This is a genomic window from Acinetobacter sp. TR11 (genome assembly GCF_027105035.1).
Taxonomy (GTDB): domain Bacteria; phylum Pseudomonadota; class Gammaproteobacteria; order Pseudomonadales; family Moraxellaceae; genus Acinetobacter.
On record NZ_CP114256.1, the window covers coordinates 1,998,381 to 2,015,803 of the forward strand.

6 protein-coding genes are annotated in these 17,423 nt (G+C 40.5%); 4 read left to right on the forward strand and 2 right to left on the reverse strand.

Annotated features, from left to right (window positions below; all coding sequences use genetic code 11):
- Positions 1-54 precede the first annotated feature (54 nt).
- The gene (locus tag O1450_RS09590) at positions 55-1,152 is read left to right on the forward strand and encodes a zinc ribbon domain-containing protein (RefSeq protein ID WP_269228235.1); all 1,098 of its coding nucleotides are present in this window, start codon (positions 55-57) and stop codon (positions 1,150-1,152) included.
- Between the two features lie 53 nt (positions 1,153-1,205).
- Here O1450_RS09590 and O1450_RS09595 read toward each other — a convergent pair whose 3' ends face one another.
- Positions 1,206-1,520, reverse strand: a complete 315-nt coding sequence (locus O1450_RS09595; protein WP_004761336.1) for an Arc family DNA-binding protein — start codon at positions 1,518-1,520, stop codon at positions 1,206-1,208.
- A gap of 113 nt (positions 1,521-1,633) precedes the next feature.
- Between O1450_RS09595 and O1450_RS09600 the strand changes: the two genes are divergently transcribed.
- From O1450_RS09600 to O1450_RS09610, 3 genes are all read left to right on the forward strand, one after another.
- Positions 1,634-1,798: a hypothetical protein gene (locus O1450_RS09600; RefSeq protein ID WP_004761337.1), complete on the forward strand. Its 165-nt coding sequence runs from the start codon at positions 1,634-1,636 to the stop codon at positions 1,796-1,798.
- 78 nt (positions 1,799-1,876) lie between these two features.
- Positions 1,877-2,167, forward strand: coding sequence for a hypothetical protein (locus tag O1450_RS09605; RefSeq protein ID WP_269228236.1), 291 nt, complete (start codon positions 1,877-1,879; stop codon positions 2,165-2,167).
- Entirely contained in the window at positions 2,164-2,928 is a 765-nt protein-coding gene (locus O1450_RS09610) for a KilA-N domain-containing protein (RefSeq protein WP_269228237.1), read from the forward strand. Before O1450_RS09605 ends, O1450_RS09610 begins: the two co-directional genes overlap by 4 nt.
- A 38-nt stretch (positions 2,929-2,966) precedes the next feature.
- Here the strand turns inward: O1450_RS09610 and O1450_RS09615 are convergent, their stop codons facing one another.
- Positions 2,967-17,369 carry a PLxRFG domain-containing protein gene (locus tag O1450_RS09615; RefSeq protein WP_269228238.1) on the reverse strand — a complete coding sequence of 4,801 codons (14,403 nt, stop codon included), beginning with the start codon at positions 17,367-17,369 and terminating at the stop codon, positions 2,967-2,969.
- Positions 17,370-17,423: the final 54 nt, after the last annotated feature.

Below are 17,423 nucleotides of genomic sequence, written 5' to 3' on the forward strand. Positions count from 1 at the left end.
GCTCTAAAATTAATCTATCGTAATTTCATATAATTATTAATTTTTGGTGGGGATATGTTTTGCAATCAATGTGGGCAAGAAAACAGTAATGATGCGAAATTTTGTAGTAGCTGTGGCAATAAATTAGAGATTCAAAATATTCAAGCTTCACATGCACCACCGCAACTAGAAAAAACTGACTCTCCACGACCAATAAAAAAACGCGTTGAACTCTGGAATCCTAATGCTGCTGCTAATTGGAGCTTATTGTTTACGCCAATTTTCGGTTCATATTTGCAGATGAAGAACTGGCAAGCTCTTGGAAAGCTAGAAGATGCAAATACTGCTAAAAACTGGATAATTTTTACCATTATTTTTATTTTGTTTATAAATTTCGCTACACCTTTTATTTGGGATGATATTGAAAAAGTAACGACCATTTCAAGAGGTTTAGGCTTTTGGTATATCATTATTTGGTATTTTGCCTATGCAAGAAAACAACCAAAATATGTAAAAGAAAATTTAAATGATAAATATCAAAAGAAATCTTGGCTTACCCCTTTATCTAGTGCAACGGTTATTTTATTTATATCATTTACCGTTTTAATGGTTGTTAGTTCTTCAATTATTCAATCACTACCAAATCAACAAATATCAGAACAAAAAAATGATGTTGATTGGGATAATGGAATAATTACCCCTCCATCTTCTTCATTAACTTGTGGAGAAAACTCAGGCTCATCACCCAAAGGGCTGGAGTTTTATGGACCTATAAGCTACAAACTATCTGACAACAATCCAGTAAAAACCCAAGTAACATGGGGAGTTAAATACGCAGATTCAAATTTGCAAAATGACTCATATTCAGGTTCATTGCGTATTCGTTTGTATGCTGTGTCTGAATCTTATTCAGGATCTAGTTTGAATGGCTACGTTATAGGAGAGTATTTTCCTAACTTCAATGGCGATGGCTCAGCTTCTACGAATCAACTTAAAGTTAATTATAATGTAGAGAATATTGTTTCTAAAGATGAAAAAAATCTAAAAATACCATCAGGAAAGTACTGTACAGTAATCACGCTTGAGGAGTTTGATGAACAATCCTGCTCAAGTACTGACCGTTTTTGTATCCAATCGTGGATGCAATTTAAAGATCCTGCAACTTTTTTTTAAACAAATACTTATATATAAATTACAACGAAAAAGCCGACTTAATGTCGGCTTTTTTAATTCAATTGATTAATTAATTCTAACATTTTGCTTTTCGATGGATCGTCATCAGGTAGCTTTTCAGCTAGTTTGAGTACAAGAAGATTAGAGATTTCTAATTGTTTTTTAATCATATCATTTTTTTCTTCAACAGCCTGCATATATTCAGAAACTAATGCTGAAGGAATATTGTTTTCGAAGCTCTTTTCTAAACGAGCAACCATTTCAGCACTTTGAGAACGATTATTCTGCTCTGCTGATTCTTCAATTTGTTTTTTTAACTCTGGTGGAACTCGCAATCTAACAATGGTGTGATCGGCTTGATTACTCATTTTTACCTCATGCCACAAAAAGTGGCAAATATTTTCATTTACGTATTTACAATACCACAATATGTGGCTATAGTTATTAAACGCCACATATTGTGGCATTAAAGAGGGTAATTATGAAACAAAATCGCCAAAAGCCTATTGATGTTCGTGTGCGAGTATCAGTTGATCTACATGAGTTACTAAAGGCTTATTCTGAAAAAGAAGAACGTTCAATGAATTACTTGGTTAACAAGGCTATTGAATTTTATTTAAAACAGCATGAGAGTGCGAAAGCATGAAATCAACAGGCACAAAAAAACCTTGTTCAACTACCACATCGCACAAGGTTCAGTTGCCATCACAAAGGATGAATACCTATGAACAATATAACCCAATTCACCCAAGACAAGCAAGTTCAAGTCAGTGAACAGCAATTAAGAAGCTTACTTCAATTTATTGGAGCAGCAAGTAATGTATTGGATCAACTCCAAGTATTAACAAGTGTTGTTGCTGAAAAGTCAGATGATTTTTCTACAGCACAAACATTGGCTCGCATAGCATCGGGTATGGCAAATAATTTTTGTGATCTATGTTCAGAAGAATTAAATGACTTCAAAGAACGTTCACCTGAGCTTGCAAAGTCTTTTGCAGAGGAGTTGGCAGCATGAATGCATTAGTAAAACCTCATATTGCTATAGATGGAATTGAAATTCGCACTGATGCACAAGGTCGTTTTTGTTTGAATGATTTGCATAAAGCAAGTGGTTCCCTTGAGAAAAATAAACCTAAATTTTTCCTTGAAAATAAGCAAACTCAAGCACTTGTTCAGGAATTGACCGAGGGAGGAATTCCATCCTCGCAACAAATTCAACCAGTTAGTGTGATTCGTGGTGGTTTGGCGCAAGGTACATACGTTGCAAAGGAGTTGGTGTACTCATATGCAATGTGGATTAGTCCATCTTTTAATCTGAAAGTTATTCGTACTTTTGACGTAGTTGCTACAGGTCAAATTCAACCAGTATTTGATATTTCAAATCCTTATCACCTACTACAAGCAATTGAAACTCAGGCAAAACAAAATATCGAACTCACCCAAAAAGTTGAAAAACTTGAACCTAAAGCTCAAGCACTCGATACCATTGCTGAAACAGTACATACCTACTGTATCCGTGAATGTGCCAAAACAATTGGAATAAAAGAAAAGGATCTCATTAATCTTTTACTTCAAAAAAAATGGTGTTATCGAGATGCTGAAAAGAAATTACAACCACATGCACAGTATGTGTTGAATGGTGTTTTTACCAATAAAGCATCACCAGTAATCAAAAATCAAAATGACGGTCAAGAGCGTGTATTTTTACACATGCGAGTGACAGCATTTGGCTTGACTAGGATTACAGGTTTAGTAAATAAGGAAAAACTCAAATAAAATCCAATAAAGAAGCCACCGCAAGGTGGCTTTTCCCTTTAACGATTAAACGCAAACCCACCTTGCTCCTCAGCACCTTTCTGCCGTTTAGTAAGGTATACACCTCCATCACCAGTTTCTTTTGCTTTACGCTCAGTAGCTTTATAGCTTTGCATAAGGTTCATGCGACTAATTCGCATCTTTGGATTTTTCTCGGCAGTTTTTTCATTAAATTCCAAAATTTCAGTCCATACTTTATTCATGCCATCACTATCATCTTCTTGTCGAGCCACCACCCACTTGCGCATCAACTCACGTCGATGATCTTCCAGCTTAGTTCTATATTGGAAAATCGCAGACCGCCCCTCGTATGAGGTTCTTACTGATGCAGGCGAGAAGCCAATCGCTTGAGAAAATAACTCAACCCCTGTGACATCCTTATCATGAATCACATCCTTATTTTTAGTTAATACACCTTCATCAGCATAACGGTAAGACTTCATCGCATTTTTAAGAAAAATCGGCAGCATAGTCTCTATACCACGACCATAATCACCTTCTTGAATTTGCTGCAAGCCTTTTGCCGTACTGGTACTAATACCTACAACTGGTCCAAGTAATGCAGATTGCATTGCAGTCGCCCAGTCCGCACCTTCAAGCCCTTCTTGCACATCAGGAATAATTAAGTTACTCAAACCAACACGTCCTGATAAATCCACTGGGCTGAATGCACGAGGCACACCACCAAATACTAAATCAGCAAACTTAGGATGAATATCTGCCAACCAATTTCGAATTACAATTTCTAATTCATAGGGATCATCGTCATCACCATCCGCAGCACCAAAGAACGCCACAGCCCAAGCCGCAAAAAATGCAGCAGAACCGAGTTTACTTTTCTTTGCGATTAAAATAGAGGCAGTGAAAAGCATTCCTGTAATTGGTAATCCAATTGCACCAGCTGCCAAAGTCGTCATACCCAAAATACCAGCCAAAGCACGACGAGCCTCTTTTTGTTCCTTAGGGTCGAGCGCATAAATTGACTGATGGGCATTGCGTACCAAGGTATAAATCATATTCTGAGCATATTGTTTAAATAGTAATACCACTTTTGCAATATTACCTTGCATAAAACGTGCTCGGTTTCCTGTTGAATAATCAAAATGACCTTTATATACAGCATCGATTGCTTGATCAAAAGCTTCACTGTGTGTTGCCTTTGAACCATTAGTATTAACATGCTGACGTGCTAGACGATAGGCTGCAATGAAAGTTACTTCACGGTTAAACCGTTCTGCATGATGAAACATGCCACTTGCCAAACGCATAGCTGGTCGGAAATACCACATCACCTTACTATCTTCACCTTGAGCAATACCTGCTAAATCATGAGCCTGCGTAACATCAATCACACCACGCTTTACAGCTTCTTCATACGCAACTAGTTCATCACCTTTTAATATTGATGCAATATCTGGGTTATAGATATCACCAACACTATTTTTAAAGCCCTCTAAGCTTGAAAAGTCTGGCGTTTTATATCCACTTTTTAAACCAATTCCAAAGTCTTGTGATGCTTTTAACAATTCCTTTCCAGCTTTATCAAAACCCCATTTCGCACCCATGATTGGATAAGCAATCAAAGCTGTCTGAGATAAATTGACCATGGCAGCAGCGGGAGATAATCCCATGTAATACATGAAACCGACACTTGTAAGAAAACTTGATAATGGATTCCCTTTAGGATTCATTAAAAGTTCATGTCTTTTTTCCATTTCACTAATAACACGCTGTGCAGAACGCTGATCGTAACCAATGTCTTTATTAAATTCATCGTCAGCATGTTTTTGCATATCAGTAAGTTGTTGGGCTAACTGATCCCCATAGCGCAGTTTTCCCAAATAATTTGCACCACTAAACATGTGTTGAGCAAATGCACGACGAGCATCTTGGCTAAATCCTGCTGTACCCTTACGATGAATACCATGTTTTGCCCAAGATAAGTCTGGTATAGATGATAGGTAGAGTTGACTTAAAGTATCTTCAAATTCTGCCCGTGCTTCTGCACCTAGACCTAAATTTTCAACCTCATTAAAAAGTTCAGACATAAAGCCACGCCCTACACCATCTCGACTTGCACTATATTCCTTATCTAATTTGACCTTATCAACTTTAAATTGTGGGTATTTTTTCATTAACTCTGAACGCACAGACTCGGCTTCATTATTTGTTTCTGCACGGCTGACGCTTTCTACATCACCATTTTTATTACGCATTACAATAATATATTCACCAAAACGAGCTAAAGGGAAATAAACACCTTTAATTTGACCAAAAGAACCTTCAATATTCTTGAGCAAATCTGCTTTTTTTTGGCTACTTAATGCTGATCGTAAAATTCTTTCTCTAATCGCTTCACGAACTTTTGCATAATGCCCACTATATGCATTTCGAGCCCTTTTATACATTGCCTGTGCTTCAGGGGATAAATTATTATACGCATGAAGTAATTGTTGATATTTAACTTTATTATCACCTGACTGGTGTGGCTTGGCTGGGTCAATTTGAGCTAAAGTTGCATCATGCATTACATTTGCTAAAGCTTCTTCATCCTTTAATTTAGACCACTCACGTACAATATTATCCGCTTCAGCAGCAATATCATTCTTATCAGCATCCATCTGAGCCGCAAGTTCATTATATTTATTTAGTGGTGGTAATAATTTTCCATAAATCTCAGTTAAATGCCGGCGACTTAAAGCTTGTAAGCCGAATGTCAACCAATCGACACCTTTTTTATTAATCCAGTCACCTGCTTTGGGCAAATTTTTAAACCCATTAGCGATACGATTGGTAATATCATTGTCGCTGGCACTACGACTATATAAAGGCTGTTCTTGATACTTGACTAAATCCTCATTTGTTTTTATATTGGCATCAGAAAGGTCAGCATCTGATTGTAATTCCTGTGGCAATTGAAGCCCGTCGGTTTTCAGAAATAGCTGACCTTTTTCTTTGTGCCAATACAGCAAATCATTATTTAAAGCACGTTGTAATTGTGAATCTGAACGCCCATAAAGACTTACAACATTTATAATCTCAATATCTGAATTAGACTTTTTAACATGCAATGCTGCAACAATTGGCTTCTCCTTACCAGTTTTAACATCCTTTTCATGTAATTCAGTTAAGACGATATAACCATTTTTTGATGCCGTATCGGCAGACTTAAAGATAGCGATGGGATTGTTAATTTGCTGTGGTAATTGACGTAATGTTTCAGGTGTCAGATTATGCAAATGGCTATGATTACCTTGCTCAATCCCTAAATGCTCACCCATAACCTTCTCAATAGTCCGACCATGAATCGTTATTGAAGCATCAGGCATTCCAACCATTTTTAAAACATCTGGTGTTTTACCCATCTTAATAAACTGCTGCGGTGTATGACCATCCATAACACGGTCAATCGCCTTTTGGAATGGTGCATGGCTATTTTCATTTAAAGAATATTTAGCAACACCATGCTGATTGATTGCAGCATCTGAATGATATGAAAACTTCTCAATCATACGTTCTGACAATGCAAGCATATCATCAGGATTTAAATTAAGATTGACACCAAATCGATCAAATACCCAAGCCTTAACATAAGTTACAATATTTTGGATTAATCGCTGTAAAGCATTGCGTTGAAGTACATTACGTTGCTGCATAGTTGATGAAAGGGTTAATAAATATGGTAAATATTCAAGCTGCTGACGTTCAGAGCCTTGTTCACGTTCAGCAAGCATCTTTGCAGCTAAAGCAACAGGATTACCCTGCTCAACCAATTTATTAAATTGATTCATCAATTCATTATATTGTTTCTGGTTCATCATATTTTGAAAACCAGCATGACCACCCAACTCATGTAAGAATGTTGGCACTGTGCTTTCAGCAGTCAGATTCGATGCAACGAGTACCGCTTTAGCGTTGTAATAGAAGCCCTCAACACCTTCAACCTGATAATCCTGAATAATTTCAAGCTTACCTTGTCGTTCAAGCTCATCAATGGTCTCTTTACCAAAACGATCAATCAACACGTCTCGTACTTGTTGAGTTGTAGAGCCTGAATTACTTTTAGTGCTACGGCTATAAAGTGGAGTATCAGAATTGTTCTTAGATGAAAATTCTTGATTTTTATATTTACCAAAATAGCTTCGATCAACTACAGCCTTACGAGCTTCTGACAAAAACATCATCAAATCGGCATCATTGTAACGTGAAAGGAATTTATCAAAGCCACGATCACGGAACCACTGACGAATATATCCAATAACTTCTTTTAGCTTTTGACGTACAAAAGGACGTGACTTAGCATTTTGTGCAACAAAAGCAAATAACTCACTTACTGTTGCTTGTTGAGCATCGAGTGGATCGTAACGTCCTTCTTCTACACCTTTTTTAAATGGTTTGATATAAGCATTATCAAATTGGTTCATATCCACGCCATTATCTTTGGCTATTTTACGAATCCCCTCTATGCCACCAAGTGCATTAAAAAGCTGCTGAAACTTGGTTTTATATTCTTGGCCAAATAATTGCTGAACTCCAAAATGCCCAACCACTTCATGCAATATGACTTCCTCATAGGCTTCATAAGTGGTTTGTTGTGTATTATGATTTCCTTGGACATCTCCAGCATTAATATAAAGTGTGCCTTTATGCCAAACAGCCATTACATCATACCGCTTGGTTTCTCCTTGTTCACCTTGATAGTAATTTTCTTGCTGTATCGTTTTTGGCAAAGCCTCAAACGATTCAACTACAACAAACGGAAATTTGGGTTGTACTATCCCGCTGATTCTACTTTTAGATTTATTTGGCGTGTCCCCTTTAGAAATCCTAGAGAGTATATCCACTACAAGACGATCCGCCCGATTTTTAGAAAGCGGCAAAAATGAAGTTGATAAAGGTGAAGTACCTCTACGCTCGTTATCAGGTTTTAATTTGTCACGGCTATAGTCATTAATTTCATTTTTTACATCATTGTCTGCCTTTGTTTTATCCTCAATATTCGGTGCTTCAAATTCTCTTTCCTCGTAAATCTGCATACCTACACTATCGGTTGCTTCTAGGTACGGAATCTCAATGGTCCCTTTTGCATCTTCTGCCGATACAAACCAACCATCATTGGTATAACGATGACCAGAAACGATAAATAGTTTGCCCTTGTAATACACTTCTGAATCAATTGGCGCACCACGACGCAACCAGATTGGCGGTGCTACAGGGTTGTTTTCCAAGTCTTGTTCAATATTTTCAAGCTGTTTTTGAGTACGTGCCAATTGATCCGCCTGACCAAACGGCTGCTCGACTGCTTTAGATAGATTGTTAATCGTATTTTGTGCGCTGACTTTTGCATCTTCCAGCGCTTTAACGTCCTGTGCTGCTCCACGCAACTTGCCCTCGATGCCACGCAAGGTATTACCCTTAAATTCAATCGGGCCAATCTTCATAGACAGGGTGGCTTGTGGTTGTAGGCTATCCCATTCAACCGACATAGTGACATTGCCGTACTTGCCCAGTGTGATTCGTGATGAACCAGTACGCACATGATCAACAATAAATTGCTGAATCGCGTCTGATGCTTCCTTGTGCTTGTCGTATTTCTTGCCGTCCACTTCTACAGAGAAGTTTTCAGACTGTGACTGCATTAGGGTTTGAATACGATCCAAGACAGCATTGTTTTCATACTCGGCAATCTGCTCATCAAAACGAGCAATACGACGTTGTGTGTTGCCTATGGTACGCTTCATATCCGCGATACCCTGTGTATGCAAACGCTCTTTTCGCTGCAACTTCTCAAGTTTTTCTTTCATCTGGATACGTTGCAATACACGTGGGTCGCCAGAGGCTTCTGAGAATGAGGACATAATATCCCCTGCATTATCCTCACCATTATCCGCAGCAGCATCACCTTCAATCGAACGAACATTACCATCAGCTTTCATAAAGGAATTGATAAAACGGTCCTTAATAGCCAAAACTTGCCATGATTTACCGTCTAACTTATCGGTGATGTAGCGATACTCAAGCACCGTGTTCCATTGATTGCCTTGACGCAGGCCACGACCATTACGCTGTTCAAGTTCACCAGGCATCCACGGTGCATCCAAGTGATGCATTGCACGTAGATTACGTTGCATATTTACGCCTACGCCCAGTGTTTGAGTTAAGCCAATCACCACACGAATCTCACCAGTATTCATCTTGTCGGCAATCGCTTTGCGTGCTTCAGCTTTGACTGAACCATCGACAATGGCAATTTGTTCACGTGGGATGCCCGATTGAACCAGACGTTCTACAATATCCTTGATCGGTGAAAAGACTTTAACTCGCTCACGAATCGTTTTGCCGTTAGCATCTTTCTGACCAGTGCTGCGTTCAGTTGTGGTGTTATAACCTGTATCTGCAAAAATGACTTGGCTTGCAAGTGGGTGTGAGTGATATACCTCCATCACGTTTTTAACCACTTGAGACGCTTTTGACATTTCAAAATCTTCGGTTTTGCCCTCCTGACCAATGTATTCAGGATCGCCAATACGTGCGTCATAACTAGCCTTTTTCGCGGCAGTGCTAATAGATAGTGGTGAACGTGGGTCGCCATCACGCATCCATTGGCGTTTTTGTTTACCGCTTGCCCGTTCCCACTCTTTCGCCAAGGACTGAATCTCAGCCAGTGCTTGTTCCTGTTTTGGTGACATTTCAGTAGTGACGTTAATCACTTTTTTATACGGGCGATCTTTTGCATCCTCAGTGCGACCATTGAGAAGTTCCGCTTTTTCTGCTTCGGTTAGACTTTCATCCGACAAGATTTTGCCTGATTTGGTTTTACGTGGCTGCATTTCAGGCATATCGTTGGCAAAAACAATATCCATAAACTGACCAATCATCTTGCGTAATTCTGGTACGTTTACAAATCCAGCCAAACGAGTGACCAATTGATATTCACCAGTTGCAGACAATTCAATATCAGTAATATCGGTTGCAAAACTACCAAACCAACCATCCCATGCAGCAACATTAAGTTTTTGCATTTCTTCTTCCATCACATAACGCATCTGATGATAGATTTCAGTTAGGGTATTGGTGATCGGTGTACCCGTAAAGGTATGCACATTACCGCCATTGTTCATACGACGCACATAACGAGTGAGAAACTGCAAATTAACAGAGCGTTTATTGCTACTGGTATTCAATCCTTTCATGTTCATACGTGTGGCAATGCTTGGTTTTTTAAATTCATGCACCTCATCCACCATGATCATATCTACACCAAGTTCTTCAAAGTTCACCGCATCGGCTTTACTTGAATCCATAGCCTGCTTTTGAATATCTTCTAAAAGTTTCAGACGTTGTTTTGCAAGTTGCTTGGCAGTCGGGTTTTTAAAGCCCATTTTTTTATTGACGGTTTCGCTATCCATCGCCAAGACTTCATCTAAAGTCGCACCGCCTTCTTCGGCTAGTGCTTCTTCAAGCTCTGCTTCTAGTGCTGCAATATCATCAGCAGCCATAGCCATCAAGGTTTCTTCAGATAACGTGAGCTTATCAATCATCGAGTGTGGCATCACCACCACATCCCAATCATCATTGGCAATTTGACGCATACGGATATGACGAACTGCTTTACCTAGTTCACTAATAAACAGTACACGTGCCGATGGATACATCATTTGAATTTCTTTGGCTACGGCTGCACTGTTGGCATTATGGGCAAGAATTAAAGGCTTTTTGGCAATGCCGTAACGACGTGATTCAATCGCAATACCACCCATTGTAAACGTCTTACCTGTACCTACTTCATGAGCATTAATGGAACGACGATTGACAATCGCTCGCCAGATTGCATTCTGTTGGTGCTGACGCAAGTTAAATGGGCCATTACCTAAACTTAACGCCATGCCCTGCATCGACATGAACGAACCATCATATTTAGGTGTCGCCCAAGCATTGAAGGTGTGGTTATATTCTTTTTCCAGTTGAACACGACGTTCAGGATCAGACCACAACCAAGCTGCAAAATCTTCCTTGATCTTGGAGATTCTTTCATTCACTTCTTCTGTGGCTTGCACATCTACACTTTCAGAACCATCCTCGTTTTTGTACTTCACAGTAATCGTCTGGTTAGATAGTGCGGCAGATACTACAGTTTGGAATGACTTGTAGATTGTACCGTAGTTGGTCTTGGCTTCGGTACGACGTGCTGCAATAGGGTCAAGTTTGACTTTCCATTTACCATTCGGGAATGTCACAGTAATTCCTGTGGTGTCTGTCATCCCAAGCATGTGTGCAATATATTTTTCATAATCAGACAACGGCACCCAAGTTGCACCCATTTTGGCTTCAATATTGAAGTAAGGAATATCCTCTGGAATAATTTCTTTGAGTGCATCGATGTTACGCTGCAGGTCAGTATTGCCTTCTGCTACGGCATTTTGCGCTTCTTCCAGTTTCAGGCGCACGTTACCAGATAGGTACATATCGCTCGGCATAATATCGCCATTAGGCAGCACATAGATTGCACCTTTCGCAATCAGTTCGGCACGCGCCTGATCCTCAGATACATTGGCCAGTTTTGCAATGTTGGTCAAACTAGGTATAGCAGTTTTATTGCGCTCCACCACAAAGGCATCCGATACGGTTGGATTTTTAAGTGTATCTGCTCCACGAACAACACTGCGTTTTAAGATTTCAGCAGGTTTACCGTTCACCTCTAAAGCCGCTAGGCTGTAGTAATACGCATCGCCTAGTTTACGGAAGTATTGCAAACCAAACGAATCAGCCAATGGACCATGTTCTTTGGTATATGCCTGATAAAGTTTATTCAAGGTCTTACGCAGTTGCTCTACATTGTCCTGTTCGATACGTTCTGCATCGGTCAAATCTGTGTAGGCTTTACGAATCGCTATCAGGTCCTCAATTGATTTCTGACGTTGTGCAGTTTTCTTAGCATCCTTGAGTTTGTATTCAAAAAGATCAGTGGCTTTAACCATTTGGTCGCCATAGACAAACATCAATTCGCCATTGCTGATGGTCAGCGTATTGGTGCGCTCACCAGCTTTGTTGGCGTAGTAAGTCAAATGATCTTTGCTGTGTCTTGGTATTAAAGCATCTTCAGGAACAAAATTAGCCGCTTTTTCAAGTTGCTGTTTTAGGTCATGCGGACGATGCACGATCATGCCAGCGCCGAATCGTGTCGTTCCACTGCCATAGTCAATGGTGCCCAACACATTACGCAAGTTTTCAGCATAGAAGCTGTTTACTTTCACTGGTTTTGATGAAGTTTTAACTTCGGATAAACCAATCCAATTGACTTCTGGTGTCATAGTCAAAGGCTCGGCACGTTTACGCAACACGATAATATCTGTCACGACTGCTGTGCCTGCATATTCTTGGAATGCACCAGATGGCAAGCGAACCGATGTAATTAATTCAGCTTTCTTAGCCAATTCACGACGAATCACTTCGGATTGTTTATCCATCGTACCAGATGACGTAATCGCCATCACAATACCACCAGGACGTACCTGATCTAGCATTTTCAAGAAGTAGTAATCATGTAGGTTTGGATTGAATTGGTTGTAGCGACGGTCTGCAATTTTAATATCAGCAAATGGTACGTTAGAAATCACCAAGTCATAGAAGTTATCTGGTGTTTGAGACTTCTGGTATGGCATGTTCTGCACATTGCTTTCAGGGAATAACTGTTTTGCAATCGCAGCAGTGGTAATGTCTAGGTCGATCCCAGTCACTTGGCTACGCTGTTTAATATGCATCGGCATTAAGCTAATGAAGTTACCTGTGCCTATCGCTGGCTCAAGAACACGCCCACCTGTAAAGCCCATTTTTTCAGCCATCGCCCACATAGCCGCAACGGTGTATGGATCGGTAAAATGGGCATTAATAGTCGAATCTTTTGCAGATTCCCAAGATTCTTTACCTAATCTCTCACGCAACCATAAGTTACGTTCTTTCCAAACACTTTCGTCTTTAAATACTGGATTATCCCAAGTACCTTGGAATAAATCCTGACCAAAAGAACCCCAACCTGTGTAGCCTGCAAGAATCGCTTGTTCTTCCGTTGTCGCCTGACGACCTTCGCTGGTCAGTTCTTCTAAAAGTTCAAGCGCTGCTTTGTTCTTATCGAATCGTTTTACCTGAGTTCCACCAATGATTAACTCTGGGTCAGCCATGTAGAAATCAGTCGCAGTATTGGCTACTGCTGCTGGTGATTCTAATCTTGTGGGCTGATCAACTCGTAGTTGTCTAGTTCCGCTTGCATCCTCGCGTCGGCTGGATTCCATCCCGCGTCCAGATACTCGTCCATCGTTCTCCACATCCGTTCCTGTGTCACGTATGCGAGATCGTCCAGTAGATTGATTTTGGTTAGACGTTCCACTTCTTGTGGATACTCCCTCGTCCACATTTCGATTATTTCCCGATGCAACATCCGATTGTGAAGTACGTCCTCGTCCTCCTCGTACTGCTGACGCTCCTTGCGGATCGCTTGTATTGCTTGTAGGTTGTTCATTCGCAGTATCCTCTTGGTTTTCTGGCAATTCTAAACCCAGACTTGAATAAAGTTTAGCTTCAAATTGTTGCGGATTATCGAGTTTTGCCAATTCAGCGCGAACGGTTTCAGCATTATCCATGCCTTGAATATCCGCACCCATATCTTCCATCATGTCACGTGCGCCATTATACCAACTACGCAAGTATGGACGGATTTTCTCAACACTCACATCAAGATCATTCGCAATGTTTTTGGCGAATGCTGCAAACTTACGTGCGCCACGTTCAATATGGTAAACCGCAAGTTCCGCACCAATAGCCATGATTTCAGGGTCAATGCCACTATTGAGTTGTGATAGCTTGGCCTTTAATCTTGCACGTAACTCTGCTGCACGATCATCGGATACTAACGTGTTTTTAGAAGGCTCGACTTTGGCTTTTGGTTGTTCAGGTTCGGCTTTGGCTTTTGGCGCATCTTGTTTATTCTGTGGCGTATCTTGAAAAATATTATCTCGACTAATTTTAACTACCGAACGACGACCACTTTCAGTAAAGTTGCGCAAATACTCCACGTTCGGGTCGTTTAATTCATGCTCTAGTACATATCGAGTACGGCCTTTTTCATCCTTCACCTTGACCAATTTAGGCGCGTTATAATTGCCATCCTTGTCTTTTACAGGTCTGTCATCAAAACTTGAATCGTCAGCCGCGGCATAAACATCGTCGATGCTTTCAAGCACATCATTGGTTAGTTTTGAAAAGCTATCTGCATCATCAAAACCTTTAATACCTAAGTTGCTAAGAGCTTCATCTAGGATTGTTTCAACATAGTCGTGTGCTTCTGCTGTTAGTTGTGCATCTTTATTCCAACCAAGGGTAAAGTATTCAGGTCCATCTTTTTTAATTCGATTGGCTAAAATGGTGGCAGCCGACTCCATTTTTTTACCGTTTTGCTGGGTATCATTGCGCTGCAAGGTTTCACGAATCTTTTGTTCCGTTGGACTTGGTGCTTTTCCATTTGGATTTTCAGATTCAGATTGAGCGGTAGTATTTTCCTCGATAGTCTTTGATGTTTTCTTCTCAATCTCACGTGCTTGGCGTAATGCAGCTTCCCGATCCCCTTCACTTTTTAAACCATGTTTGGCATTAAGCTGTAGTTTTTTGAATTGTGGATGCTCAGGATCAGCCTTGGCTAAGGCTTCCTCCATGTTGGATTTCCATTGATTGACTGGATGCTCAGACGTTGTGTTTTCTGGTTGATTCAAACTTACAGTGCTTTGCGCCTGTTCTGTCAAACCGTTTTGCAACTCTGCAATCTGTTTACGGATTTGTGCCTTTTTCGGTACGCTTTTTTCATTTTTAAGCTGTTGTTCAAGTTCAGCAACTTGGGCCTGTGCATTGTTTGACTGCTTACCACCTGATAATAAGCTAGGCAATTCTTTTGCATACCCAAACTTCATGTTTGGAAAGTCTTGGCGTAAACCATTCACAACTTCTTGAGGTACTGCACTGTTTACCATGACTGCATCAATTTCAGACACAGATCGAATGTCTCCAACACCCTCTTTGGCAATCAAAGTAAAAGCGCCATCACTATAAGCACTACCTGACGATGTGCCTGATGCTGACATTGCGCTACGCTGTTCGGCTGTCAATTTTCCTTGACTTAGAGGTGCTGTGAACAAACGCCCTTGTCCGCGATTCTGATCTATGCCATTTTCTAAAATATCTTTCAGATCACGAACCGCAGCAGCAGGAGTTGCCTTAGCCATACCGTGAGCATGACGTGATTGAATTTCAGGAGTAGCTTCTTCAAGCGTATTACGATCTTGATGACCCCCCATGAAAAGTTCTTCACTCATCATGTTGCGATTTTTTCTGTAAAAATCCGCCCAAGCATTATCAGATGCACCTTTAGATGGTTCAGCTCGCTTGGTTGTAGGCGTGTCTGTGCTTGGATTAGTTTGCCATTCACGCGCCACTGTTTGCATTTCAGCGTAAACTTTTTCAGCATTTGCGTAATCACCAGACGATTCAAACTGTGCGCGTTGTTTATCAAGTTGATCTAATTGACTTTGAAAATATGCGTCATCTTGAACTGGAGATTTGGCTTTAGGCTGAATCTCAAAACGCTTACCATCTTGAACCACCTGATAATCATTGCCTAAATCTTTCTTATCAATGAATGCTTGCGCTTTTTCCTGTGTGCCAAACCATTTATTCTTGCCATCTTGACCTAAGATTGGTTGAACAGTTTGCGCTGTTGTTGTTTTCGCTCTATCTGTTTCAATTCCTCCACCCATTGCATCCGCTGCATTGGCGTCATACTGTTGAGAAATTGATTTGCCTGCATTGTCAGCTTGTGCATTTCCTTGCTGTACTTTTGCATCTTCAAAGCGTGCATCAAAGGGCTGTCCATCGTTCTGACTTCCTAATAATGATTGATAGTTTGACGGCACAGCATCACTGATTGGTGTATTACTTTGCTCTTGCGTCTGTTGCTCTGGTGTGTATCCCAGTTGAGCTATCGGGGATGAGCCACTATCCACTGCCAAAGCTGCTGCGGATGACATAGGTCCATCATTGGGATTAATCCCTAAACGCTCTGATGGTAACTGCGGTTGGTTTACAGGGTCGTCAAAATATTTGCCGCCACTTGGAGATAATGGGCTGTCTGGGTTATTTGAAGGGCCGAAATTGCCCGATGTATCGAAACCAGTATCACCTTTGTAATTGTTATTTAATAAATTATCAGCTTCCATTGATGGCTGATCATAAACAAAAGTTGTGCGACCTTGATTGTCGCCCTGTGGTACATTTCCACGTGGAATATATTCGCCAGTTAAAGCACTATCTGGATTTGAGCCTAATTGTGATGGTGCTGATGGTAGATTAGGTGAGCCTGATTGCTGTTGGTTGTCTTGAGGTTCCGTACCTGTGTTATGACCAGATAAAATATTGGCAGCACCACCCATTGCCATACCAGCTAAAGTGCCCATAACGGCTGCATCTTCAATACCATCATGCCAAGGCTTATCTAGGGCTAAATTCTGTAAAATCTGCTCAGATACAGATTGGGGTAATTCTTCTAAAAAGCCTTCTGAAATTGCACCTTCAACGACACGACGAGGTAAAGACTTCGCAGGCATTGAGGCAATCTCACCAGCAATTTCAGCTGGACCAGCACGCCCTGTTACAAGCATGGTATCTACATCACCAATACCCATTTTTTGGGCAAGGCGACCACCAGCAAAACCAATTAAACCACCAAGTATACCTGTTGTTGCCCCTGCTAAAGATTGATCTGCTGTTAATCGTCCATCTACAGTTTCTTGGCGAATTTGTTCAGCTTGGCTACCTGCCATAACTGTACCTTCACCAACAGCACCAGCTACAACAGGATTGGCTATACCAGAAGCACGACCTAATACGCCACCAGCTAACATTGAAGGAACAGATTCAACTACGGTATTAGCAATTAATGAGGGATTTGTTAAGGCAACTTTTGTTTTATCAACGACTTTATCTACCCAATTTCCATCTTTACCAGCATCAGCAAATTCTTGTTGTTGTGCTTTATATTGGTCTGTATGTAAATCACCTAGGGCTTGTTTGGCTTCTTTAGGTCGAAAGCCAATAGCACCATCTTTATTTTCAAGTGTTTTACCAACAGCACCATCAGACATCATATCCATGACACCGACAGCCAATTCAGGTACAGCAATCGCACCTTTTAAGGCAGATAAGCCAGTATCTTTTAAGTGACCTAAAATACCTTTTTCTTTAGGTTGGTCTGTCTTTTCTTCGCTCCAGTTTTGTTCCCAAGGCTTTTTATTGGTAGAGTCAGTATTAATTGCAGTTGGTTGATTCCAATTTTGTTCCCAAGGTTTCTTTTGCTCAGACATGACAAACTCCTATTAGCATGTCATGTATGTTCTAGGTTAAATACTTTTTAGTCG